Raw genomic sequence first — 22,989 nt, forward strand, 5'->3', positions numbered from 1 at the left:
TTTCAGTCTGTCCCCCTGCGAGCTTCCGCCTCCGCGGGAACAGCCAATTCGGATGACCCGAACAATCCTTCAAACTCAACCTTCAGCGCCATATCGAGATCGCCCATCGTGACCGGCAAGCCGAGGTCGACAAGGCTGGTCACGCCGAATTTCTGCTCGCGCACCCCGCAGGGGACGATGCCGGCAAAATGCGACAGGTCGGGCTCCACATTGACGGCAATCCCGTGCAGCGATACCCAGCTTTTCAGCCGGATGCCTATCGCTGCGATCTTGTCCTCATAACCGTCGCCCTTGACCGGCCGCCGCACCCAGACGCCGACGCGATCGTCACGCCGCTCGCCCTGCACGTTGAAATGGGCCAGCGCCCGGATGATCCATTCTTCCAGCGTCGCGACGAAAGCCCGGACATCCGGCCGGCGGCGCTTCAGGTCCAGCATTAGATAGACCACACGTTGGCCAGGCCCGTGATAGGTCATCTGACCGCCACGGCCGGCCTGGTAGACGGGGAAACGGGCCTCCAGCAATTCGGTCTCACCGGCGCTGGTGCCCGCGGTATAGAGCGGAGGGTGTTCCACCAGCCAGATCAGCTCCGGCGCCTGGCCAGCCGCCACGTCGGCGACGCGAGCCTCCATGCCGGCCAGCGCCACGTCATAGGGCGTCAAGCCGCTGTCCACCCGCCATTCGGGGGCAGGACTGCCGGGACGGGCAGGAAAGCCCAGAGAGAGCTGATTTCGGGAATTAACCACCGATTAACCATAGCATGGTGACCTGCCTGCACATCACTCCGGTACCCGAATCCGGGTGCCGACAGGCCGCAAGGACATAACCACGTGCCCACACTCGACAAGGTCTCTCTCGATATTTCGGTTGTTCTCGGTACCTGCGTGATGCCGGTCCATCAGGTCCTGCGGCTCGGCCGAGGCGCGATCATCGAGCTGGACGCCAGCGAGGAGGATAACGTGAAGATCCTTGCCAATAATATGCCGGTCGCGGAAGGCACTGTTGCCGTCCACGGCAACCGGATCGCGGTCGAGGTTCAGCGCCTTTTGCCGAAATCGCCTGATATCCGCTAGCAGCGGCAAAATTTTCTGGAGGTTTATTCGGCAGACGGGGCGGCTCTTCGGATTGCGCTCTTGTCCGTCCGGATTCCTTTTGTTACATGCTGCCGACCTCACGCCGGAATACCGGCGCTTACCCAAACGCGGCCGTGGCGGAATTGGTAGACGCACTGCCTTGAGGTGGCAGCGGGTAACACCGTGGAGGTTCGAGTCCTCTCGGCCGCACCAAATTTTCCAAAACCTGATCGCGCAAGACCCTGATCGGGATTGAAGCGTCGAACGAACGCGCAATGCTCGTGTCCACACGAACATTGCGCGTTTGTTTGCGGGCCGCCATACCAGCGCGTACAAGCCGCGACACGTCACCAGCACCGATCAGGGCCTTCCGCTTCCATGCTCGAGCCAAACGACCAGAGCGAGACGAGGGCATCCGAGGACGAGTTCCGCGACGAGGATGGCGCGATTCGTCACGACTTTCTCGAACGGGTCCGCGACGCCGTGACCCATCATGACAGCGCCGTCCTGCGTAGACTGGTCGGCGCCCTGCACGAGGCCGATACCGGCGACCTGATCGAAGCGCTCGAACCCGATTTGCGACCGCAGCTCATCGAGCTGATGGGCAAGGACTTCGATTTCTCCGCCCTTACGGAAGTCGATGACGCCGTCCGCGAGGAAATCCTTGAGGAACTGCCGCCCGAAACCGTCGCCGAAGGTGTCCGCGAACTCGACTCGGACGATGCAGTCTACATTCTCGAGGATCTCGACCGGCAGGACCAAGTCGAAATCCTGCAACAATTGCCTGCGACGGAGCGCATCGTCCTTGAGCGTAGCCTGCTGTATCCGGAGGAATCTGCCGGCCGGCGGATGCAGACCGAATTCATCGCCGTGCCGCCGTCATGGAATGTCGGGCAGGCGATCGACTACATGCGCGAGACTGCCGATCTGCCCGACCGCTTCTACGAACTCTATGTCGTCGATCCTGACCAGAAGCTGCGCGGCGCTGTCGCTCTCGACCGATTGCTGCGGACAAAACGTCCGGAGTCGGTCCTCGATCTCATGGACGAGGATCGCCGCCGTGTGAAGGCGACCGACGATCAGGAGGAGGTGGCGCGCATGTTCGAGCGCTATAACCTCGTCGCAGCGCCGGTTGTCGATGAAAATGACCGCCTCGTGGGTGTCCTGACCTTCGACGACATCGTCGACGTGATCGAACAGGAGGCGGAAGAGGATATCATGGCCCTCGGCGGCGTCGGTCCGGAAGAAGAGCTCTCCGATCCAGTCTGGGTCACCGCCAAAGGCCGATTCACATGGCTGTTTGCCAATTTGCTGACGGCGCTGATGTCCGCCTGGGTGATCAAGCAGTTCGAACATTCGATCGAGAAAATGGTGTCGCTCGCCGTGCTGATGCCGATCGTGGCCTCGATGGGCGGCAATGCCGGGACGCAGACCATGACCGTCGCCGTGCGGTCGCTGGCGACGCGCGATTTGAGCGATGCCAACGCGGCCCGTTTTGCGCGGCGCGAATTGCTGGTCGGGCTTTTGAACGGCATCGCCTTCGCGGTCATCATGGGTGTCATCGCTGTGGTGTGGTTCAATGTTGCTGATCTTGGCCTTGTCATTGCGCTGGCGATGGTCTGCGTTTTGACGGCCGCGGCGCTCGGTGGTTTTGTCATTCCATTGGCGCTGACCAAACTTGGCGTCGATCCGGCGGTATCGTCGGGACCTTTCGTGACGACCATTACGGACGTCGTCGGCTTTTTCTCGTTTCTGGGGATTGCAACACTCTGGTTTGGACTGCGTTGAGGATCTTTGCCGATGACTATTTTCAAGCCACGCAATGCGGACTGGGAAACCTGCGTGCGCGACAGCTTTGCCCGCCAGCCATTCATGACCTTGGTCGGTGGTGAGATCACGTCCTTGTCGCCCGGTTTTTGCGATGTCGCGCTGAAAGCGCGGCCCGACCTCTGCCAGCAACGCGGCTTTTTGCACGGCGGCGTGACCACAGCGCTGGCCGATACCGCGGCCGGCTTTGCGGCTTATTCGCTAATGCCGCCGAATTCGGCTCCGCTGACCGTCGAACTCAAAATTAACCTCATGTCGCCGGCGCTGGGTGAGCGCTTCGTTGCCTGCGCTCGCGTCTTGCGGCCAGGGCGGACACTCACCATTGTGGAAGTGGATGTGAATGCGTACGGCCAGGGCGGATCGAAGTTGATTGCCCGGATGCTGGCAACCATGATCTGCATGGAAAATACACCCGATGCACCGCAAGAGTTGCACGGGTAAGTCCGCAGGAGGAATGTGATGATCCCGAATGCCTGGTCCGGCTTTGATTTCGGCCTCGGCGAAGAGGCTGACATGCTGCGGCACTCGGTATCTTCTTTCGCGCAGGACAAGATCGCGCCGCGCGCCGACGAGATCGACCGCAGCAATACCTTTCCGCGCGAGCTCTGGCCGCAAATGGGCGCGCTCGGTTTGCTCGGCATCACCGTCGAGGAAAAGTGGGGTGGATCGGGCCTCGGCTATCTGGATCATTGCGTTGCGATGGAGGAAATTTCGCGTGCCTCCGGCTCGATCGGCCTGTCTTATGGCGCCCATTCCAACCTCTGCGTCAACCAGATCCGCCGCAACGGCAGCAACGACCAGAAGAAGCGCTATCTGCCCAAGCTGATCTCCGGCGAACATGTCGGTGCGCTGGCGATGTCCGAGCCGAACTCAGGCTCCGACGTGGTATCGATGCGCACCCGTGCCGACAAGAAAGGCAGCCGCTACATCCTCAACGGCTCGAAGATGTGGATCACCAACGGTCCCATCGCTGAAACCCTCGTCATTTACGCCAAGACGGATGCGACCGCCGGCGCGCGCGGCATGACGGCTTTTATCGTCGAGAAATCGTTCAAGGGATTTTCGACCGCGCAGAAGCTCGACAAGCTTGGCATGCGCGGATCCGACACCGGCGAGATCGTTTTGCAGGATTGCGAAGTGCCGGAAGAGAATGTGCTGGGCGCCGTCGGCAACGGCGTCAATGTATTGATGTCCGGTCTCGACTATGAGCGTGTGGTGCTGGCAGCCGGTCCTCTCGGACTGATGCAGGCCTGTCTTGATCTTGTCGTGCCCTATGTCCACGATCGCAAGCAGTTTGGTCAATCGATCGGCCGTTTCCAGCTCATGCAGGCCAAGCTCGCCGATATGTATGTGAACATGAATGCGGCCAAGGCTTATGTGTATGCCGTCGCCAAGGCGTGCGACGAGGGCCGCACCACGCGCGAGGATGCCGCGGGAGCGATCCTGTTTGCGTCAGAGAAGTCGACACAGATGGCGCTCGACGCGATCCAATGCCTCGGCGGCAACGGCTATATCAACGAGTTTCCCGCCGGACGCCTGCTCCGCGATGCCAAGCTGTACGAGATCGGCGCGGGAACGAGCGAAATCCGCCGCATGCTGATCGGCCGGGAGATTTTCGAGAAGACGAAGTGATGGCATCCCTTTGCCGCTCGTCCCCCGCCGAAAACGGGGAACCAAAACTTTATGCGCTGGATTCCCGCATTCGCGGGAGTGAGCGGAGATTAGTTCACGCGTCTTTCAAATAATCATGCAGCACGCGGCCATAGGGCAGCGTCAGATCCGCAACGAAATGATGCGCGCCGACAACCTTGCGAACCGGCAGGTCGGCAACCGGTGCATTTACATGCGGGATCAAGTGCAGCCGGCCCGGTCCGAGCCATGAGCCCTTCACGGTGATGTCGGTGAGGTTATAGGCGACGAGCTGACAAATCTGCGGTTCGCCGTCGACGCCCGGAACGATTTTGAGATTGACGGCGGTCTTGGACAGTGTCGCCGTCGTGCGCTCGCCGTTGCCAGCCATCTTCTCGTGCTTGTAGCCCATGGTGCCCATAGCGACGAGCTGGTTGGAATAGGCGAGGGTACCGGTCAGCGTGTCCTTGACAATTTCAAGCTTGGGATGCGCGTATTTTTTCGGGAAGCCCCAGATCTCGCGGCCGGCTGCAATCGGTGGATCATCGTCGAGATACATCTGCGAGACGAAGTTGACCTCGTCATCGCCAAATTTACACGGAATGACAATACCGGATTCCGTATAGCTGCCGAAGCCGGATGAATCCGGCATCTTGATCCATTCGTAATGCACGAGCGGCTGCGCGACTGGTTCCAGCGGCTCCGGCAATTGCTCGCGGATCACCTCCGGGTCGGTCTCGTAGGTGATGATCATGTACTCTCGGTTGACGAAACGGTACGGGCCGGCCGGGTAGCTAGGGCCGGCCGCGGGCATCGACGGCAGGTCGAGGATCTGCTGCTTGCGCATTGTTGTTGCTGCGTCAGATCACGATGATTTTGGATCGAAGCGATCCAAAATCATGGCGTGACCGATTCTAATACGTTGGAGCATGATGTTGTCCGAAAGCCGCTTCGCACGTTTCGGCATCATGCTCTAGTGTGCGGTCCAGCCGCCATCGACCGGCATGATCGCGCCAGTGATTGAGCGTGCGCCATCAGAGCACAGGAACACAGCCAGCGCGGCGAGTTCGTCGACTTCGACAAAGCGCTTGGTCGATTGCGCTGCCAGCAGCACGTCACGAACGACGGCTTCTTCGGAAATCCCGCGCGCCTTTGCTGTATCCGGGATCTGCTTTTTTACCAGCGGCGTCATCACATAGCCCGGGCAGATGGCGTTGGCGGTGATGTTGTGCTCGGCCAATTCCAGCGCGATGGTCTTGGTGAAGCCGGCGATGCCGTGCTTGGCGGCCACGTAGGCCGACTTGTAGGGCGAGGCCACGAGCGCATGTGCAGAGGCGATGTTGATGATGCGGCCCCAGCCCTTCTTTTTCATGCCGGGCACGACGAGGCGCGAGGTATGGAATGCGCCGCTCAGATTGATGGCGATGATCGCATCCCATTTCTCGACGGGGAATTCCTCAACGGGCGCGACATGCTGAATGCCGGCATTGTTGACCAGGATATCAACGCCGCCGAATTCCTCTTCGGCGAGGGTGATCATCTGTGCAATCTGGTCTGGCTTGCTGATATCGGCGTTGCTGTAGATGACATCGACATTATGGTTGCGTGCGAGATTGTCGCGCTCATCGGCAATGTCTTTCGGATCGCCCATGCCATTGAGGACGATATCGGCGCCGGCCCGCGCGAAGGCGGTGGCGATGCCAAGTCCGATGCCGCTGGTTGATCCAGTCACGATCGCGGTCTTGCCGGCAAGGAAACGAGCGCTTTCGGTCAGGCTGAGGGGTTCATGCATGGAGTGATCCTTGCGCGTTTGCTGTCCCAAGCCTTGCGCCCGTGCTGTGACAGCGATGTGAAGCAGGCCACCGTAAGCCGTAAACCACACACCATTTTAATGCCGAGTGTTTCGGCAAAGTGTCATCCCGGCGTCACGTCTCCATCGTCACATTTCGGCGGCCATGAAGGAGACAGTCAGGTGGATGCCAGAGTCACAAACACGCGCCGTCCGTCCGGTGTGACGCGGCCTGAGCGCTGCGATCGGATTGCCTTGGTGCTTCAGGGCGGCGGCGCACTCGGAGCCTATCAGGCCGGTGTCTATCAGGCTTTGCACGAAGTCGGGCTCGAGCCGGAATGGGTATCCGGGGTGTCGATCGGCGCAATCAACTCGGCTATCATTGCCGGCAATCCGCCGCGCCGCCGGCTTGAACGCCTGCGTCAGTTCTGGGAGCGGATCACCGAGCGAAAGATCTGGAATTACACGCCGGATGGCGACGTGTTCCGACGCATGCGCAATACCCAAAGCTCATGGATGACCATGATGCAGGGGCAGCCCGGCTTCTTCACGCCGCGTAAATCCGGCCCGTGGCTCAGTGTTGCGGGGGCGGAGGATGCGACGAGCTACTACGACAACGCGCCTTTGCGCGAGACCTTGCTCGAACTGGTCGACTTCAACCTCATCAATGAGCAGCAGGTTCGCTTTTCGGTCGGCGCGGTGAATGTGCTGAACGGCAATTTCCTCTATTTCGACAATGCCAAGGAGGACATCGAACCAGAGCATATCATGGCCAGCGGGGCGCTTCCGCCGGCCTTGCCGATGACCAAGATCGGGACCGATTATTTCTGGGACGGCGGCATCGTCTCCAATACGCCGCTGCAGCATCTGCTGGACCAGGACGACGACCTCAACACACTTGTGTTTCAGGTCGATCTGTTCAGCGCGCGGGGGACACTGCCCCGTGACATCCAGGACGTCATGGCCCGGCAAAAGGACATCATGTATTCCTCGCGCACGCGCTACACGACCGACGTGTTCCGCCGGATGTATAATCTGAAGACCAAACTCCATCAGGTGCTGAGCAAGGTGCCGGAAGATCAGCTTTCGGATGACGAGCGCAAGCTCAAGGAAGAATTGAGGGATCTGCCGGAGATTGCCATCCTGCATCTGATCTATCAGCAGAAGGCCTATGAGAGTCACGCCAAGGATTACGAATTCTCCGGCACATCGATGCGTGAGCACTGGCAGAGCGGTTACGAAGATACCAAGCGCACGTTGCGCCGGCACGACTGGCTCGAGATTCCGCCGGAAGGCGAAGGCATCGTCGTGCATGACGTGCATCGCGAAGAACGTGGATGAGATAAAAAAGCGCACGGCTCGGTCGTTGACCGAGCCGTCATGTTAAGGGTTCATTGAACGATTGCGCGGATGATTGGGCGCATGAATCACAAACCCGATTTGCGATTGCGTCTGAAAGCCGACGGCCGGATTGTCGAGATCCTCGCCGATGGCAGCGAACGCGTTGTTTCCGAAACAACTCATTTTCCGCAATTCGCGGCGCCCGCTGCCCCAGCATCGGCCGGTCGCGATGCCGTTTATGCTCGGGCAATCCGCTCCGCCGCGCGCATGACCCAGGCCGAGTTTGCAGCCCGGATCGGCGTACCGGTCGAGACGGTGCGTAACTGGGAGCAGGGCAAGCGCTCGCCCCGTGGTCCGGCCCGCGCATTACTCCGCATGATCGAGGGCGCGCCGGACGTCGCCTTTTCGGTTCTGTCGAAAAAACACTAGCAGCCCGATTTACCCGCCGCATGGCTTGGCAGGCGTCCGCCCGCGCGGCATTCTCGTGCCCAATACCGTCCTGGATTTCCCCCAACTGTGAGGATTGAATGATTCCCGTCGTCGAGGCCAAAGGTACAAAAATTCCCTCCATTGGGCTTGGCACGATGACCCTGAAGGACGATGTCTGCATCGAGGCTGTCAGCGCGGCCTTGAAAATGGGATATCGACATGTCGATACAGCCACCTTCTATGCCAACGAAGCTGAAGTGGGTGAGGGTATCCGCACGTCCGGCATTCCGCGGGACGAGATTTTTCTCACCACCAAGGTCCGGCATGGCGATCTGGCGCCCGATGATTTCGAAGCTGCGGTCGACGCAAGCTTGAAGCGGCTTGGCGTGCCCTATGTCGATCTTCTGCTGATCCACTGGCCCAATCCGGCCATTCCGCCGGCAGCCTATATTCCTAATCTATGTAAGGCGAAGCGCACCGGGCAGGCCAAGAATATTGGCGTTGCCAATTTCACGATCGCTTTGCTCGACGAAGCCGAGAGACTGGCCGACGAGCCACTGATCAACAACCAGATCGAAGTCCATCCGTTTCTGGACCAAAATACCATTCTCGCGGATTGCGAGCGGCGCGGCATTTCAGTAACCGCCTATTGTCCGCTCGGCCGCGGGCGTATTCCCGGCCATGCCGCGCTCGACCGCATCGCCACGGCCTACAACAAAACCGAAGCCCAGATCGCGTTACGTTGGTTGGTCCAGCAGGGTCTCAGTGCTATTCCGCGAACGGCCACTCCGGAAAAGATGAAGCTCAATATCGACATATTCGATTTCAAACTATCGGAAGCGGAAATGACCGAGATCGGAACGCTCGCCGAGCCGAATGGGCGCCTGATCAACCCACCTCAAGCGCCGAAATGGGATATCTGAAAGGACCATGCTGTTTCTCGATACCAAGGGCGCGCATATTCCGATCCTCGGCCTCGGTACCTGGGAGCTGAGGGGACGTGAATGCGCGCGGCTGGTCGAGCAGGCGGTTCGGCTCGGGTATCGGCATTTTGACACGGCGCAGATGTATGGCAATGAGCGCGACGTCGGTGACGGCATCCGCGCCTCAGGCATCAAGCGAAGCGAAGTCTTCGTTGTCACCAAGGTAGCGCCCGATCATCTTGCTCCGGGTTTGCTTGAGCGCTCGGTGAAGGAATCCATTGGGTACTTGCGGCTCGGCGAGATCGATCTGCTGCTCTTGCACTGGCCCAACAAGGGTATCCCGCTAAGTGAAACAATCGATGCATTGGTCCGGGTCAAGCGCGAGGGGCTGGTTAGAAATATCGGTGTATCGAATTATACCGTGGCATTGATCGAGGAAGCGGCGAAGCTTTCGGACGAACGGCTGGTCTGCAATCAGATCGAGTGTCATCCCTATCTCGATCAGTCCAAGGTCATCGCCGCTTGCCGGGCTCATGATATGGCCGTGGTCGCCTATTCGCCGATCGCGCGAGGCCATACCATCGACGACGCCGTGATGTCCCGCATTGGCAAGGTGCATGGCAAGACGCCGGCACAAGTCTCGCTTCGTTATCTCATTCAGCAGGGCATCGGTGCCATTCCACGTACCAGCCGGGTCGAACGCCTTGCGGAAAACATCGCTATTTTCGATTTCGAACTGACCGATGCCGAGATGGTCGAGATCGCAGCGCTCGCGCATCCGGACGGACGCATCGTCGACTGGTCGTGGTCGCCGCAATGGGATTGAGTGTGGCGGCATCGGAACGGGCGATCGTTCTGTTTTCGGGCGGGCAGGATTCGACCGTTTGTCTGGCCTGGGCGCTTGAGCGGTTTGCGGAAGTCGAAACCATCGGCTTCGACTATGGCCAACGCCATGCGGTTGAGCTGGCGGTCCGTCCGGTCATCCGCGAGAAAATGCGCAGCCTCAAGCCGGAATGGGGGGGGCGGCTCCGCGACGATCACGTGATCGACCTGTCAGTCCTCGGCGAAATCTCCGAAACGGCGCTGACCCGCGATGTCGCCATCGATATGGCCGATAGCGGTTTGCCGACCACCTTTGTTCCCGGCCGCAACCTCATGTTCCTCACCTTCGCCGGGGCTTTGGCGTATCGGCGCGGGGCCAAAAACCTCGTCGCCGGGATGTGCGAGACCGATTATTCAGGCTACCCGGATTGCCGGGATGACACCGTCAAGGCGATGCAGGTGGCTTTGACCCTTGGCATGGACCGCCGTTTTGTGGTGCATACGCCTCTCATGTGGATCGACAAGGCCGCCACATTCGCTCTCGCCTATGAGATCGGCGGGCAGGCGCTGTTGGAATTGGTCGTCGAGGATACGCATAGCTGCTATCTCGGCGACCGCTCGCAGCGCCATGATTGGGGCTATGGCTGCGGCGAATGTCCGGCCTGCCAGTTGCGGGCGGCCGGGTTTGCGAAATGGAACGACGAATGCAGAAAGAGCTAACAAATAACGAGACGCGACGCTGGGTGGAAGGTGCGCTGTTTTTTGCCTTGTTTTGTTTGACCATCCCGGCGGCCAATTGGCTGATTCAGCATGTCGGCACCGTCTGCACCCGCAATGGCCCCTGTCTCATTCCGGTCGCTCCCGGCCTGATGGCGCCGTCGGGTGTGTTGATGGTCGGCGCAGCCTTGGTGCTGCGCGACCTGGTGCAGCGGCGGCTTGGTTTCCTCGCGGCTGTCGCTGCGATCCTGATCGGCGCTGCCATTTCGGGGCTTGTGGCGCCGCTCGCGCTCGTGACCGCATCGGCGGCGGCCTATCTGCTGTCGGAATTTTCCGATCTCGCTGTCTATACACCGCTGCAGGAGCGTCGCTTCGTGACTGCCGTGATCGCATCGAGTGTGGTTGGGCTGATCGTCGATTCCATCGTGTTTCTGTGGCTTGCCTTCGGTTCGCTGGAATTCCTGGCGGGGCAAGTCGTCGGCAAAGGCTGGATGGTGCTGTTGTCGGTCCCGCTGATCATGTATTTGCGACGCCGCGATCGGGAAATCGGACTTGGCCCGGCGTAACGCGACAGGAAAAAGATGAGCGCCCTCGAAGACCTTCGGCATATCACCACCGGCACGATCACCACCTTGTTGCTCAAGCGAGGCATCCGGCATAGCTGGATGACCGGACCGATGCCGCTGACGCCCGGCGGCAAACGCGTCGTTGGTCCGGCCTTCACGCTGCGCTTCGTGCCTGTCCGTGAAGATCTTGCGACACCGGAAAGCTGGGGCAAGCCGATCTCGACCCGTGCCGCCATCGAGGACATGCCGGAAGGCTGTGTCGCCATCGCCGATGCGATGGGCGTGAAGAATGCCGGCATCTTCGGTGATATCCTGTGTATGCGCATGGTGAAGCGTGGCGTGCAGGCGCTGGTGACCGATGGCGTCATGCGCGACAAGACCGGCATCCTCAAAACCGCTCTGCCGCTCTGGTGTTCGGGCATCGCAGCGCCGGCCTCGGTCAACGGACTGACCTTCGTCGGCTGGAACGAACCGATCGCTTGCGGCGGCTGCGCGATTTTTCCCGGCGATATCATCGTTGCGGATGACGATGGTGCGGTGGTCATTCCTCAGGCGCTGGTCGAAGCCATTGCCAAGGAAGGCCTTGAACACGAAGAATACGAGGAATGGGTCGTTAAGGAAGTGGAGAAGGGTGTGAAACTGCCCGGCCTCTATCCGATGAATGACGAAACGCGGAAGCGCTACGAAGCAGAACGGAAGAGAAAATAGCGCCGATCGCGCTTCGATCACGACCAAACGAGGGCTTGCATGTTTGGATTATCCAAGCTTCTCGGCTTTTTTCTCCTCCCATCCAATCTTCTGATCCTGTTGGCGCTGATCGGCATCCTCTTGATGGGGACCCGCTACAAGCGCCTTGGACAGATTCTGACGATCGGGGCCGTGCTGTTGCTGACGATCATCGGCATCGGGCCCGTGGGCAACGCACTGATGGTGCCGCTCGAGGATCGGTTTCCGAAATGGGATCCGCGGTCCGGTTCGCCTCAGGGCATCATCGTTCTGGGCGGAGCGGTTTCGCCGGATGTTTCGGCGGTCCGTGGCGAGATTGCTTTGAATGAGGCCGCTGAGCGCATGACGGCCGTCGCCAAGCTTGCGCGCGAATATCCCGACGCGAAGATCGTTTTCACCGGTGGCAGCGGGCGGTTATTTGGCGGCGCCAGCGAGGCCGACTTTGTCGCTAGTCTGTTCGAGAGCTTTGGCGTCGCGCGTCATCGGATCGTCTTGGAGAACAAGGCGCGCAATACCATCGAGAACGCGGTTTTGACCAAAGCTCTAGTCAATCCGAAGCCACAGGAGCGCTGGCTGCTGGTCACATCGGCCCATCACATGCCGCGTTCGGTCGGCATCTTCCGCAAGGCGGGATTCCCGGTCGAGGCGCATCCGGTCGACTTCCGGACGAGAGGTGCTGACGATCTCACCACGACCTTCGGATCGATCGCCAGCGGCTTGGCGCGGACGGACACCGCCATCCACGAATGGGCCGGATTGCTGGTCTATTGGCTGTCGGGAGACAGCAGCGAGCTATTTCCAGGCCCGCGAGCCGCTACGACCATCCGAGCGGAGAGCCGCCGCCGCTAGGCGTCGGTTTTTTCAAGCCGGGAATCGTCATGGTTACCAAATTGAAAACATTTCAGCCCACACTCCCGACCCATGGGTTGAGGGGGATCGTGTTGTGTCAGCCAATATACGTGTCATTCCGGTCGACGGTGTCACGGCGCTTCCGGACATTGACGAACTACCCAATGAAATGGACATTCGCCGCGACAAGCGCGAATTGCTGCTTCTGAATATTGCAGCCGGGCTTGCTGTTTCGCTTGTGTCCTTCGCCTGGATTCTACTCGCGCTCGAATAAGCTATTCTGCCTTGATCGAAGCGCTGGCGTCGGACACGAATTGCCGCGCCCACATCACGGCGAAGATCGCGAGGGTCGAGAAGAACAGCAACCATGGAGAAATGAACCAGCCGAGATAGCCAAGCGCGAAAAAAAATGCGCGCTGGCCGCGATTGAAGTGGCGGCCCGCCGCCTCGCACAGTTTTCCCGTGCGGAGCGCGTGACGTTTGGCCTCCACCGTATCTTTCTCTGTCGACGGCGGCATCGCACCGATCATGATCGCAACGTAATTGTAGAGCCGGTACGACCAGGCGAATTTAAAAAATGCATAGACAAAGATCGTCGCGAGTCCGATGGTCTTGATCTCCCACTGCATCCGCGTAGTCGGAAAGCCGAATGGCAGCGTCGACACGATCGTGATGAGATCTTCCGTCGACCGCAGCACGGTCAGTGTGCCACCGATCGCGATCAGCGAGGTGGAAGCAAAGAATGCCGTGCCGTTCTGCAGGGAGGCCATGATCTGCCCGTCGACCATGCGCATTTCGCGGTTGAGCATCTGCTGCATCCACGCATCGCGATAGTCGTGCATACGCGCATTCAGGCCGCCACGGCCGTGTGGGGTCAATTCAAGCAGAGCCGCATAGCCCGCCCAGGTCACGATAAAAAAGGCCAGGGCGAATAGATCGAGGGGACTAAACAGCGTCATGGCAGGCTCTGGAAGGGATGAGCAGGACTTATTTTTGTGGATCGAGGGGAGCGCCGAAAATGCAACCTGTGATTGTGTTTGGTTTGCCTCAAGTGTATTATACTAAAGTAGTGGTGCGTGGGGCGTCCGGTGCGAATCCCATGTGCAGACCGGCCCTCCACAATCTTTCAGGAGATGGCCTATGCCACAACAACAGACCCAGCAACCCCAGGAATCGACCCTGGCCACAATGCTGTGGACCGGCGGTGCGCTTCTCGTCGTTGCGTTGATTGCGATTTACGTCGCCATGTGATTCAGCGGCGGAGCGGCGCGACCTCTCTGGCCGCGCCGCTGACTGAGGCTTGACCTACGCATCGATGCCCGTGGATGCTGCATCGGTGCAGGAGCTTTGAAGATGCCTCAGACCATCACGACAAGCGTGCGCTCGCTGGTCGACGCTGCCGAGAAGGAAATCGAAAATCTCTCGGTGAAAGAGGCGATCGGCCTACATGGCCGTGACGATGTGATCCTTGTTGATATCCGGGACATTCGTGAATTGCAGCGCGACGGCCGCATCCCTGGCGCGTTCCATTGTCCGCGCGGTATGCTGGAATTCTGGATCGACCCGGAAAGCCCGTATCACAAGGACATCTTCGCGCAGGACAAGACTTACGTTTTCTTCTGCGCCGGCGGCATGCGATCGGCATTAGCGGCCCAGACGGCGAAGCACATGGGTTTGAATCCGGTTGCGCATATTCGAGGCGGCTTCGGTGCCTGGAAGAAAACCGGCGGGCCGATCGAAGTGCCTGCACCCAAGACCTAGTATTCATTCGCGCGCCTGATTGCCGCGATCAGTTCTTTTCGCTTGCGAAGCAAGGCACCCCGCATCAGAAATGCGGCGGGGAAATTTCACATGTCACTCAAGCTTATTCTCGGCAACAAGAACTATTCGTCCTGGTCGCTGCGGCCATGGATTGCCATGCGCAATGCCGGCATTCCTTTTGAAGAAGAGGTGATCCCGCTTTATGAGCCTGGCAGTGTCGAGCGTATGGCAACCTATTCGCCAACGGGTAAGGTGCCGGTGCTGCTCGATGGCGACATGGTGATCTGGGAATCGCTTGCGATCCTCGATCATATTGCGGAACGTTTTCCGAAAGCCCAGCTTTGGCCGGACGATCAGAAGGCACGGGCGCATGCACGTGCCATCTCCGCCGAAATGCATGCTGGCTTTCTCCCGCTGCGTCGTCATTGCCCGATGAATATGCGGCGCGAAAGCAGGAAGCGGGAATTGACCGGTGATGTAGCGGCCGACGTTCGGCGGATCGAGCGGATCTGGACGGAATGCCGCGAATGCTTTGGTGATGGCGGACCGTTCCTGTTCGGGGCATTCGGTGCCGCGGATGCGATGTATGCACCGATCGTGTCACGTTTCGCCAGTTATGCGATCGGTGTCGGCGCAGCGGCAGAAGCCTATATGGCCGCTGTGATGGCGCTCCCGGCCTGGGTGGAGTGGCGCAATGCCGGGATTGCGGAACCATGGGTTATGCCCGGTAACGAGGTGTAGAAATAGTTCCGCATAAGTCCCCTGTGGAACCGGCTTTGGACCGAGGACGTTTCCGGTTGGCATTGGATAGCCAACATGACGAGCCTCGATGCCTGCCTCTCTTTTTCGCGAAACTGAAAATGTCTGGCGCATCGCGCATGCAAACCGGGCCTCGATGCTTGTCGATGGTGCTGCTTGTTTCGGCGCCGTGCGCGAAAGCCTGCTCAAGGCGCAGCATTCGATCTATATCGTGGGCTGGGATATCGACAGCCGGATGCGTCTCGTTGGAGCCAGCGGCCGTGCTGATGATGGACTTCCCGAGACATTGGCAGAGTTCCTGTCGGCCTTGGTGGAGCGCCGGCCCGAACTGACAATTCGTCTTTTACTGTGGGATTTTTCCGTTTTGTATGCGCTTGAGCGGGAAATTTTCCCGTCTCTGGCGCTCAATTGGAAGACGCCGGATCAGATTCAATTTTGCCTCGATAACGACGTGCCGCTCGGGTGCTCTCAGCATCAGAAGATTGTGGTCGTCGATGACACAGTGGCCTTTTCCGGTGGTCTCGATCTGACCATCCGACGCTGGGACACATCCGACCATGCGCTTGAAAATGACCGGCGTGTCGATCCGTTCGGCCGCAGCTATCGTCCATTTCATGACGTCCAAGCCGTCGTTGACGGGGAGGCGGCTCGCGTGCTCGCCGATCTTGTGCGCGATCGTTGGCTGCGGGCCCAGTGCGCTGAACTGCCGGAGGCTTTATTACAAGGTGATTGCTGGCCCGACAGCGTGAAGCCGGACTTCACCGAAGCTCACGTCGGCATCGCGCGCACGCAACCGGCCTGCAACGGCATGAAGGAGGTGCGGGAAGTCGAGCGTCTGTTCATGGACATGATCGATGCCGCCGAGCGCAGGATCTATATCGAAAACCAGTTCATGACCTCGCACGCGATTGCCGAGCGGTTGGCGCAGCGGCTGCGGCGCAAGACGAAGCTCGAAGCCGTTCTGGTCGCCCCCAACACTCCGGAATCCTGGATCGAAACGCATACGATGCGGAACGGCCGCATTCGCTTTCAGGAGATTCTGCAGAAAGCCGGCGTCAGCGCTCGTGTCCGGATCGTCTATCCGGAGGTTGCGAGCGACGATAGGACCGTCGACACCATGGTCCATTCCAAGATCATGGTGGTGGATGACCGATTGCTTCGAATCGGCTCTGCCAATCTCAACAATCGTTCGATGGGCGCCGACACTGAATGCGATCTCGTGATTGAGGCGAAAAGCCATCGGCAACGCAAGGTCATCGAACGCTTGCGTAACCGGCTTCTCGGTGAGCATTGCGGGGGCTCGGCGGAAGACGTCGCGGAACTGCTGGACGATACCGGTTCGCTGGTGGCGGTCGCCGATATCCTTTCGCGCAACGGCCACAGCCTGCGGCCGATTGAAGACGGCGCACCCGATCCTGACGAAGTGACCGCCTATCTCGAAAGCCTGGCTGACCCGCCACGGCCGGTCACATGGCGGTCGATCTTCGGGTCCACATGGCACTCGGTCCGTAAAGTGATGTCGGCTGGTCTCTTCAAATTCACGATGATCGCCTTGCTTCTGCTGGGGCTCACTCTTGCATGGCGTCTGACGCCACTGGCAGAGATGGCCAGTGCCGAGGCGGCAGGAGCCTTTCTTACAACGATGGCCCAGTCCTATTGGGGGCCGCTTGCCGTGCTCGGTGCATTTCTGGCCGGGGGGCTCGTCGCCTTTCCCGTCACCATCCTGATTGCGGCAACGGCTGCAAGCTTTGGCCCCTGGCTCGGGTTCACCTATGCGCTGATCGGCGCGATGGCCAGCGCATTGCTCACCTATGCTATCGGCGCGATGATGGGACGCGCCGCATTGCAAAATATTCTTGGGCATCGGCTGACGGATATTCGCAACAAAATCGCGCGGCAGGGGGTGCTGGCAGTTGCCGCCATCAGGCTCGTGCCGGTCGCGCCTTTTACGCTGGTCAATCTTGTAGCCGGCGCCAGCGGCATCGGCCTGACGCATTACCTCGTCGGCACCGTGCTCGGGCTTCTTCCGGGGCTCGTGCTGATGTCGCTACTCGGCAACCAGATCATGCGGATCGTGGCGTCGCCGAGCCCTGTTGATATTGTTATCTTCGTCGCGCTTATCGCGGCCTGGATTGTCACTGCCCTCGCGATCCAGTCGGCATTCTCGAAATACGGACAGACCTCTTGAGCGCTGAGCGAAGGCGCGCCATCCGGGTCATGACCTGGAACATCCATGGAGCGATCGGCCGCAATCCGCGTTTCGATCTTGAGAAAGTTGTCGCGCTGATCCTGCGCGCCGATCCGGATATCGTTGCCCTGCAGGAGGTGGATTCGCGCCGCGCGATGGATGGCGATCCGTTTCTGGTGCTGCAGGAAATGCTCGGCCATTATGGTGTCGGCGCCAAATCGATCGTTACCAGTGACGGCGATTACGGACAGATCCTGATGAGTCGCTGGCCGCTCAGCGATACCGAAATTCACGATATTTCCTACGGCGAACTCGAGCCGCGCCGTGCTATCTGCACGCGGATCGCGACGCCGGATGGAAGACTATATGTGGTGGCAACCCATCTCGGTCTCAGCATCCGCGAGCGCAGGCGACAGGCGCGCGAACTGCTGAAAATCATCGGCGAGGCCACACCTTTCGTTCTGATGGGAGATTTCAACGATTGGTTCTGGCCAGGCTCGATCCGTCGGATGCTCGCGCGCATCCTTCCGGATCACTCGGACTACCGGACATTCCCGTCTTTCAGTCCGCTATTCCGACTGGATCGGATCTATTGTCGTCCACATGGGATCTTGCTGCAAAGCTGGACAGACGGGGAAGCGCGGCATCTGTCCGATCATCTGCCGGTAATTGGGGATGTCGTGCTTGACCGTACACCAGACATCGATGCAGCCGTTTCCATCGCTGCGGCAACAACGAATGGGTAGAGACCGTGCGGCAGGCCTGAAAACAGAAAACCCGGCCACTGGCCGGGCTTCCCTTCGATGAACGCTACACGGGGAGTACATCCGTCCCCAACGCGCATCGAACTTCTGAAACTATCTCAATCAGGTGTTAACGTTTTATGACATTTCGCAAGTTTAACGGCGAAGTCGGCGCTTAGTTCCACCGGTAAGCTGAAAAAAGCGGAGGGGATTGGCAAATCTCCTCCGCTGGCAGGTGACGGTCTTCCTACGCCTCGATCACCGCGACGATGCGGTAGGTGTCCGGCTCGATGATGACGATCTCATCGCCCACAAGGATGAAGCGGTAAGAACGCCATTCCGGATAGACTTCAACAACGGTCGCGGGCAGGGCATGCAGCGTCACGCTTCGCGGCACAACTGTACCGACCGACACGTTGAAGTTCACGTTCGTGACCGGCCGCACATTGGTCTGCTTGATCGTCGTCGAGATCTTGGTGCGCTGCTCGGTCGTCAATGATGCGCCACCCGCGGAGCCGGCTGCACCCTGACCGGTGGTTCTGTCAGGACGCGACTTGGTGTCGGTAGCACCTTTCTTGTCGGATTTCTCCTGTGCGCGGTTTTCCCGCTGGTTCTGCTGATCCTGCGCACCCTTCCGGTCATTCTGACGCTGCTCCTGACTGCGCTGCGGACGATCGCCTTTCTGATCCATCTGCTGTTCGGTCCGGCCACTCTCGGCTCCGCCGCGCGGCTCGCCCTGGCCGGTCGTGCCACCACGCATCTCACCTCCGCCACGCATTTCGCCACCACCCGGCTGAGCCGACGGGGCCGATTGTTGGGCGGGAGATGTACTCTGTGGCGGCTGCGCAGCGCCTCCGCCGCCCATTCCCCCCTTATCCTGCGCTACGACGACGCCGGCACTGGCTATCAGCGCGATGGCGGAAACGGACATCAACACATTTTTCCTCATAGAAGGCTCCTCTGGTTTCTTTTCCTGATGTCCCCGTGCTCAGGCTATTTGCCCAGTCCTGCAATGAACGCGTGGTGCATAGTGACGTTCCGGAATCGGCGAGAAATCTTCTTAACGCACGTTCAGTTCCTTCGCGTTTGCTTGAGGGATCAGGTGCTTGCGGCATTGCAGCGCCAAAGCCCCAATTTTCTTTCCTGGCCAGGCGCGGCATAGTTCCGCCGAATGGAATCGGGAGATTGATGTGGCGCGCATTGAATCGAACCTTGAAACGCAATCGCGGGATTTTCGCGCCAACGCCGCGCAATGGCGCGACCTCATCGATGAGTTGAAAGAAGCGCGTTTTACAGCCTCGCTCGGCGGCAACGAAAAATCGCGTGAGCGCCACGTCGCGCGGGGCAAGCTGCTGCCGCGCGATCGTGTGATGCGGTTGATCGATCCGGGCTCCCCCTTTCTTGAACTATCGCCGCTGGCCGCTTTCGGCCTCTACGAGGACGCGATCCATGCCGCCGGCATTATTACCGGCATTGGTCGCGTATCTGGCCGCGAATGCATGATCGTGTGCAATGACGCCACCATCAAGGGCGGTACCTATTACCCGCTGACGGTGAAGAAGCACATCCGCGCGCAGGAGATCGCACGCGAGAACCGGCTGCCGTGCATCTATCTCGTCGATTCCGGCGGCGCCAATCTGCCGAACCAGACCGATGTATTTCCTGACCGCGAGCATTTTGGTCGCATCTTCTATAATCAGGCGCAGATGTCGGCGGCCGGCATTCCGCAGATCGCGGTGGTGATGGGCTCTTGCACTGCTGGCGGCGCCTATGTGCCGGCGATGTCGGATGAGACTATCATCGTCAAAAATCAGGGCACGATCTTCCTCGGCGGGCCGCCGTTGGTGAAGGCCGCAACAGGCGAGGTGGTGTCGGCCGAGGACCTGGGCGGCGCCGACGTGCATACGCGAAAGTCCGGCGTGGCCGATCATCTGGCATCGAACGACGAACATGCGCTGGCGATCGCACGCCGCATCGTCGCCAATCTCAACACGACAAAGCAGGTGAATATTCCGCTGCTGGCTTCGCGCGAGCCGTTGTATGATGCCGCCGAGCTCGAGGGACTTGTGCCGACCGATCTCAAGAAGCAATATGATGTGCGGGAAATCATCGCACGCATCGTCGATGCATCGGAATTCGACGAGTTCAAGAAGCTCTATGGCACAACGCTTGTCACCGGCTTCGCGCATCTGCATGGCATGCCCGTCGGCATCATCGGCAATAACGGCATTCTTTATTCCGAGAGCGCGCTGAAGGCGGCGCATTTCGTCGAGTTGTGCTGCCAGCGCCGCATTCCACTGCTGTTCTTGCAGAACATCGTCGGCTTCATGGTTGGCCGGGATTACGAGGCCGGTGGTATCGCCAAGGACGGCGCCAAGATGGTGATGGCTGTGGCTAACGCGCGCGTACCGAAGCTCACGCTGATCGTTGGCGGCTCGTTTGGCGCCGGCAATTATGGCATGTGCGGTCGTGCCTATGGTCCGCGATTCCTGTTCACCTGGCCGAATGCCCGCATCTCGGTGATGGGAGGCGAGCAAGCAGCTTCGGTTCTTGCGACTGTCAAGCGCGACAATATCGAAGCCGGTGGCGGCAAGTGGTCGGAAATCGAGGAAGAGGAATTCAAGGCGCCGATCCGCGATCAATATGAGCGCGAGGGAAATCCCTATTATGCGACTGCGCGGCTATGGGATGACGGCATCATCCTGCCGAGCGAAACGCGCCGCGTGCTGGGATTGGCGTTGTCAGCGTCCTTGAATGCGCCAGTGGAAGAGACGAAATTTGGCGTGTTCAGGATGTAGCCATGAAGACTCTATCGCCCCCAACATTTCCAATTGTTGTCATCGAGGATCGATATGGAGGGGCCTACAGTCGAGGCATTTGGTTTGCCGTTGCGCGAGCGGACGTCATCATAGAGGGACAAAGCCGCGGTGCTTGGTGCCTCGATCATGGCCCAAATGGCGGTGATATCGAGGCAAATATCTTTTGGCATGAGCCGCCGATGTGGGTCGCCAGTGGCGCAAGCCCGGATGCCGCTTTGCTCGCTCTGGAATGCAAAATCCAACGCCCCCTCGGTATGGCTCTTCCAAATCTGGAATAGCGCGCAGCCGTTTCGCCGCGTTTCGAACGGAACGTGAATAGTGAGGGCATCGACGACTGCGTTGATGCCCTCAAATCAAAACCTACTTCGCAGCCACTGCCGCAACAACATCCACCTCGAACATCATGCCGGGCCGCGCGAGCTGTACCACGTTGAGGAAGGTGTGCGGCGGCAAGGGGAGGTCCTTGAAAGTCTCTTCGCGGCATTTGCGCATCTCCTCACGATAGCGCACATCGGTGACGTAGGATGTCGCCTTCACGATATCCGCGAGCGTTGCGCCATTGGCCTCCAGTGCCTTTTTGACCTTGGCCCACGACATGCGGCATTGCTCGAGGAAATTGTCCTTGTGGTGGATCGAGCCATTGTCCGGGTCTTCCGAGCCGATGCCGGCGAGATAGATCGTCTTGGCCGGGCCAGTCACGACCACTGCTTCCGAAAAGGCGCCGGTCGCGAACTTGCTGTAATTGTAATTCTTCTTCTCGAATTGCTGAGAAAAGGCAGGGCTCACACTCATACTGATGAGGGTGAGCAAAGCGGTTGCGGCTCGTATGAGCATGACAGCTCCTTGTGCTGGCAGAAATTGCGGGTTTGCGCGGCGCGTGCAGCAAAGATCGTGCCATCGCCCCAAAAAATGCGGAACCTTCAAGGCCTCGCCGCCATTGAAAGAATCCAACCCACGAGAAAGGGAGAGGCGCATGTACAGGGTTTACTCAGGACCTCCGGGATCCGAACCGATCAGCCCGCTCAACAAGGGCAAGCACCTGTTCAAGGAATTTACAGCGCTCGATGAGGCGATGGGGTTTGCACACCACCTAAAAGCCACGGGACGCGTCGCATTGCTCATCGAGGGCGACGACGGCACGCATCTCGACCGTAAGGATCTGGCCAAGGCTCTGCATCACCGCGGCAATGAACAGACGCACGGAGCCTGGTAACCACGTCTGAAGGTGTCATGAGAGAATAGCGGATAAGCCATTCAGGCCGTTCGCTTGTGCTTCTGCCGGCATAGACATTATCTTCTGCCGCATTTCAGCAGGAGATCTGTTCATGCCGGCTTCCTCTCATAAAACGGTGCTGATTGTTGGTGTGGGGTCAGGTCTCAGCGCATCTCTCGCACGACTTTTCTCCAAGTCTGGGCTGAAAATCGTGCTGGCGTCGCGCTCGACCGACGGTCTTGCCGGGCTGGCGAGTGAAACCGGTGCCAAGGTTTTTGCTTGTGATGCCTCTCAGGAAAATCAGGTCGAGCAGCTTTTCAGCGACATCGACGCGACGCTCGGTTCGCCCGATGTTGTGATCTACAATGCGAGCTTCCGGACGCGTGGTGAGTTCATCGAACTCGTTCCCAAGGATGTTCAGAAAGCGATTGCGATATCCGCCTTCGGCGCTTTCCTGGTGGCGCAACAGGCGGCGCGCCGCATGCTGCGGAACAAGCATGGCGCGATCTTCTTCACGGGCGCGTCTGCCGGCGTGAAGGGCTATCCTCGATCGGCGCCATTCGCGATGGGAAAGTTTGCCTTGCGCGGGCTGTCACAAAGCCTCGCGCGCGAATTGCAGCCGCAGGGCATCCACATCGCCCATTTCGTGATCGACGGCGGCATCCGTTCGGCGCGGCGAACAGAACCAAGTGAAAAGCCGGACTCGCTTCTGGATCCCGATGCGATTGCGCAGACTTATCTCGACGTGTTGCGGCAGCCGCGCAGTGCCTGGTCATCGGAGATCGAAATGCGGCCTTGGGTCGAAACGTTCTGAG

General features: G+C 59.5%; 27 protein-coding genes and 1 tRNA gene. 22 read left to right on the forward strand and 6 right to left on the reverse strand.

The features are described 5' to 3' along the window. Positions 1-2: 2 nt before the first annotated feature. Positions 3-746 (reverse strand): lipoyl(octanoyl) transferase LipB, encoded by a 744-nt coding sequence (gene lipB / locus CAK95_RS21710; protein WP_086089815.1) that lies wholly within the window; start codon positions 744-746, stop codon positions 3-5. An 84-nt stretch (positions 747-830) separates the two neighbouring features. On the opposite strand from lipB, the gene CAK95_RS21715 reads away from it, so the two are divergent. The 5 genes from CAK95_RS21715 (at position 831) to CAK95_RS21735 (ending at position 4,532) form a co-directional block, all read left to right on the forward strand. After that, entirely contained in the window at positions 831-1,073 is a 243-nt protein-coding gene (locus CAK95_RS21715) for a FliM/FliN family flagellar motor switch protein (protein WP_086089816.1), read from the forward strand. 128 nt (positions 1,074-1,201) lie between these two features. Next, positions 1,202-1,286: transfer RNA gene (locus CAK95_RS21720), tRNA-Leu, on the forward strand. Between the two features lie 165 nt (positions 1,287-1,451). Beyond that, positions 1,452-2,861 (forward strand): magnesium transporter, encoded by a 1,410-nt coding sequence (mgtE, locus tag CAK95_RS21725; protein WP_086089817.1) that lies wholly within the window; start codon positions 1,452-1,454, stop codon positions 2,859-2,861. Positions 2,862-2,873: 12 nt separating this feature from the next. Further along, entirely contained in the window at positions 2,874-3,341 is a 468-nt protein-coding gene (locus CAK95_RS21730; RefSeq protein WP_086089818.1) for a PaaI family thioesterase, read from the forward strand. 18 nt (positions 3,342-3,359) lie between these two features. Further along, positions 3,360-4,532, forward strand: coding sequence for an isovaleryl-CoA dehydrogenase (locus CAK95_RS21735; RefSeq protein ID WP_086089819.1), 1,173 nt, complete (start codon positions 3,360-3,362; stop codon positions 4,530-4,532). A gap of 94 nt (positions 4,533-4,626) precedes the next feature. Here CAK95_RS21735 and CAK95_RS21740 read toward each other — a convergent pair whose 3' ends face one another. Together CAK95_RS21740 and CAK95_RS21745 are read right to left on the reverse strand one after the other, a co-directional pair. Beyond that, positions 4,627-5,376, reverse strand: a complete 750-nt coding sequence (locus tag CAK95_RS21740) for an acetoacetate decarboxylase (protein ID WP_086089820.1) — start codon at positions 5,374-5,376, stop codon at positions 4,627-4,629. Positions 5,377-5,502: 126 nt separating this feature from the next. Then, on the reverse strand, positions 5,503-6,321 hold the full coding sequence (locus tag CAK95_RS21745; protein ID WP_086091570.1) for a 3-hydroxybutyrate dehydrogenase: 819 nt from the start codon (positions 6,319-6,321) through the stop codon (positions 5,503-5,505). 180 nt (positions 6,322-6,501) lie between these two features. On the opposite strand from CAK95_RS21745, the gene CAK95_RS21750 reads away from it, so the two are divergent. From CAK95_RS21750 to CAK95_RS21790, 9 genes are all read left to right on the forward strand, one after another. Then, entirely contained in the window at positions 6,502-7,659 is a 1,158-nt protein-coding gene (locus CAK95_RS21750; protein WP_245303487.1) for a patatin-like phospholipase family protein, read from the forward strand. Between the two features lie 81 nt (positions 7,660-7,740). Beyond that, positions 7,741-8,088, forward strand: a complete 348-nt coding sequence (locus tag CAK95_RS21755) for a helix-turn-helix domain-containing protein (RefSeq protein WP_086089822.1) — start codon at positions 7,741-7,743, stop codon at positions 8,086-8,088. Between the two features lie 101 nt (positions 8,089-8,189). Beyond that, entirely contained in the window at positions 8,190-9,011 is an 822-nt protein-coding gene (locus CAK95_RS21760) for an aldo/keto reductase (protein WP_086091571.1), read from the forward strand. Between the two features lie 7 nt (positions 9,012-9,018). After that, positions 9,019-9,837: an aldo/keto reductase gene (locus CAK95_RS21765; RefSeq protein WP_086089823.1), complete on the forward strand. Its 819-nt coding sequence runs from the start codon at positions 9,019-9,021 to the stop codon at positions 9,835-9,837. After that, a complete protein-coding gene (gene queC, locus CAK95_RS21770; RefSeq protein WP_183044167.1) occupies positions 9,828-10,553 on the forward strand; it encodes a 7-cyano-7-deazaguanine synthase QueC in 726 nt (241 codons plus the stop codon). Before CAK95_RS21765 ends, queC begins: the two co-directional genes overlap by 10 nt. Continuing rightward, positions 10,538-11,116: a VUT family protein gene (locus CAK95_RS21775; protein ID WP_086089824.1), complete on the forward strand. Its 579-nt coding sequence runs from the start codon at positions 10,538-10,540 to the stop codon at positions 11,114-11,116. The genes queC and CAK95_RS21775 overlap by 16 nt, the downstream gene beginning before the upstream one ends. A 15-nt stretch (positions 11,117-11,131) precedes the next feature. Then, positions 11,132-11,824, forward strand: a complete 693-nt coding sequence (locus tag CAK95_RS21780; RefSeq protein ID WP_086089825.1) for a ribonuclease activity regulator RraA — start codon at positions 11,132-11,134, stop codon at positions 11,822-11,824. A 39-nt stretch (positions 11,825-11,863) separates the two neighbouring features. Continuing rightward, positions 11,864-12,691 (forward strand): YdcF family protein, encoded by an 828-nt coding sequence (locus CAK95_RS21785; protein WP_086089826.1) that lies wholly within the window; start codon positions 11,864-11,866, stop codon positions 12,689-12,691. 94 nt (positions 12,692-12,785) lie between these two features. Next, positions 12,786-12,965: a hypothetical protein gene (locus tag CAK95_RS21790; protein WP_086089827.1), complete on the forward strand. Its 180-nt coding sequence runs from the start codon at positions 12,786-12,788 to the stop codon at positions 12,963-12,965. A gap of 1 nt (position 12,966) precedes the next feature. On the opposite strand, the gene CAK95_RS21795 is transcribed toward CAK95_RS21790, so the two are convergent. Next, on the reverse strand, positions 12,967-13,650 hold the full coding sequence (locus tag CAK95_RS21795; protein ID WP_086089828.1) for a DUF599 domain-containing protein: 684 nt from the start codon (positions 13,648-13,650) through the stop codon (positions 12,967-12,969). Positions 13,651-14,044: 394 nt separating this feature from the next. Between CAK95_RS21795 and CAK95_RS21800 the strand changes: the two genes are divergently transcribed. The 4 genes from CAK95_RS21800 (at position 14,045) to CAK95_RS21815 (ending at position 18,145) form a co-directional block, all read left to right on the forward strand. Further along, positions 14,045-14,452 carry a rhodanese-like domain-containing protein gene (locus CAK95_RS21800; RefSeq protein WP_086089829.1) on the forward strand — a complete coding sequence of 136 codons (408 nt, stop codon included), beginning with the start codon at positions 14,045-14,047 and terminating at the stop codon, positions 14,450-14,452. 90 nt (positions 14,453-14,542) lie between these two features. Continuing rightward, positions 14,543-15,193, forward strand: coding sequence for a glutathione S-transferase family protein (locus CAK95_RS21805; RefSeq protein ID WP_086089830.1), 651 nt, complete (start codon positions 14,543-14,545; stop codon positions 15,191-15,193). 88 nt (positions 15,194-15,281) lie between these two features. Then, entirely contained in the window at positions 15,282-17,399 is a 2,118-nt protein-coding gene (locus tag CAK95_RS21810) for a VTT domain-containing protein (RefSeq protein ID WP_086089831.1), read from the forward strand. Beyond that, on the forward strand, positions 17,396-18,145 hold the full coding sequence (locus CAK95_RS21815; protein ID WP_245303488.1) for an endonuclease/exonuclease/phosphatase family protein: 750 nt from the start codon (positions 17,396-17,398) through the stop codon (positions 18,143-18,145). The genes CAK95_RS21810 and CAK95_RS21815 overlap by 4 nt, the downstream gene beginning before the upstream one ends. 244 nt (positions 18,146-18,389) lie before the next feature. Here CAK95_RS21815 and CAK95_RS21820 read toward each other — a convergent pair whose 3' ends face one another. Further along, a complete protein-coding gene (locus CAK95_RS21820) occupies positions 18,390-19,073 on the reverse strand; it encodes a DUF1236 domain-containing protein (protein ID WP_157699698.1) in 684 nt (227 codons plus the stop codon). Positions 19,074-19,341: 268 nt separating this feature from the next. Here CAK95_RS21820 and CAK95_RS21825 point away from each other — a divergent pair, with 268 nt between their 5' ends. Both CAK95_RS21825 and CAK95_RS29720 read left to right on the forward strand, forming a co-directional pair. Continuing rightward, positions 19,342-20,940, forward strand: a complete 1,599-nt coding sequence (locus CAK95_RS21825; protein ID WP_425349713.1) for a carboxyl transferase domain-containing protein — start codon at positions 19,342-19,344, stop codon at positions 20,938-20,940. Between the two features lie 2 nt (positions 20,941-20,942). Continuing rightward, a complete protein-coding gene (locus CAK95_RS29720) occupies positions 20,943-21,239 on the forward strand; it encodes a hypothetical protein (protein ID WP_086089835.1) in 297 nt (98 codons plus the stop codon). A gap of 82 nt (positions 21,240-21,321) precedes the next feature. Here the strand turns inward: CAK95_RS29720 and CAK95_RS21835 are convergent, their stop codons facing one another. Next, a complete protein-coding gene (locus CAK95_RS21835) occupies positions 21,322-21,795 on the reverse strand; it encodes a RidA family protein (protein ID WP_157699699.1) in 474 nt (157 codons plus the stop codon). A 139-nt stretch (positions 21,796-21,934) separates the two neighbouring features. On the opposite strand from CAK95_RS21835, the gene CAK95_RS21840 reads away from it, so the two are divergent. Next, a complete protein-coding gene (locus CAK95_RS21840) occupies positions 21,935-22,174 on the forward strand; it encodes a hypothetical protein (RefSeq protein ID WP_086089837.1) in 240 nt (79 codons plus the stop codon). A gap of 112 nt (positions 22,175-22,286) precedes the next feature. Next, entirely contained in the window at positions 22,287-22,988 is a 702-nt protein-coding gene (locus CAK95_RS21845; protein WP_086089838.1) for an SDR family NAD(P)-dependent oxidoreductase, read from the forward strand. Position 22,989: the final 1 nt, after the last annotated feature.

Origin of the sequence: Pseudorhodoplanes sinuspersici (assembly GCF_002119765.1) — a bacterium.
Taxonomy (GTDB): Bacteria; Pseudomonadota; Alphaproteobacteria; order Rhizobiales; family Xanthobacteraceae; genus Pseudorhodoplanes; species Pseudorhodoplanes sinuspersici.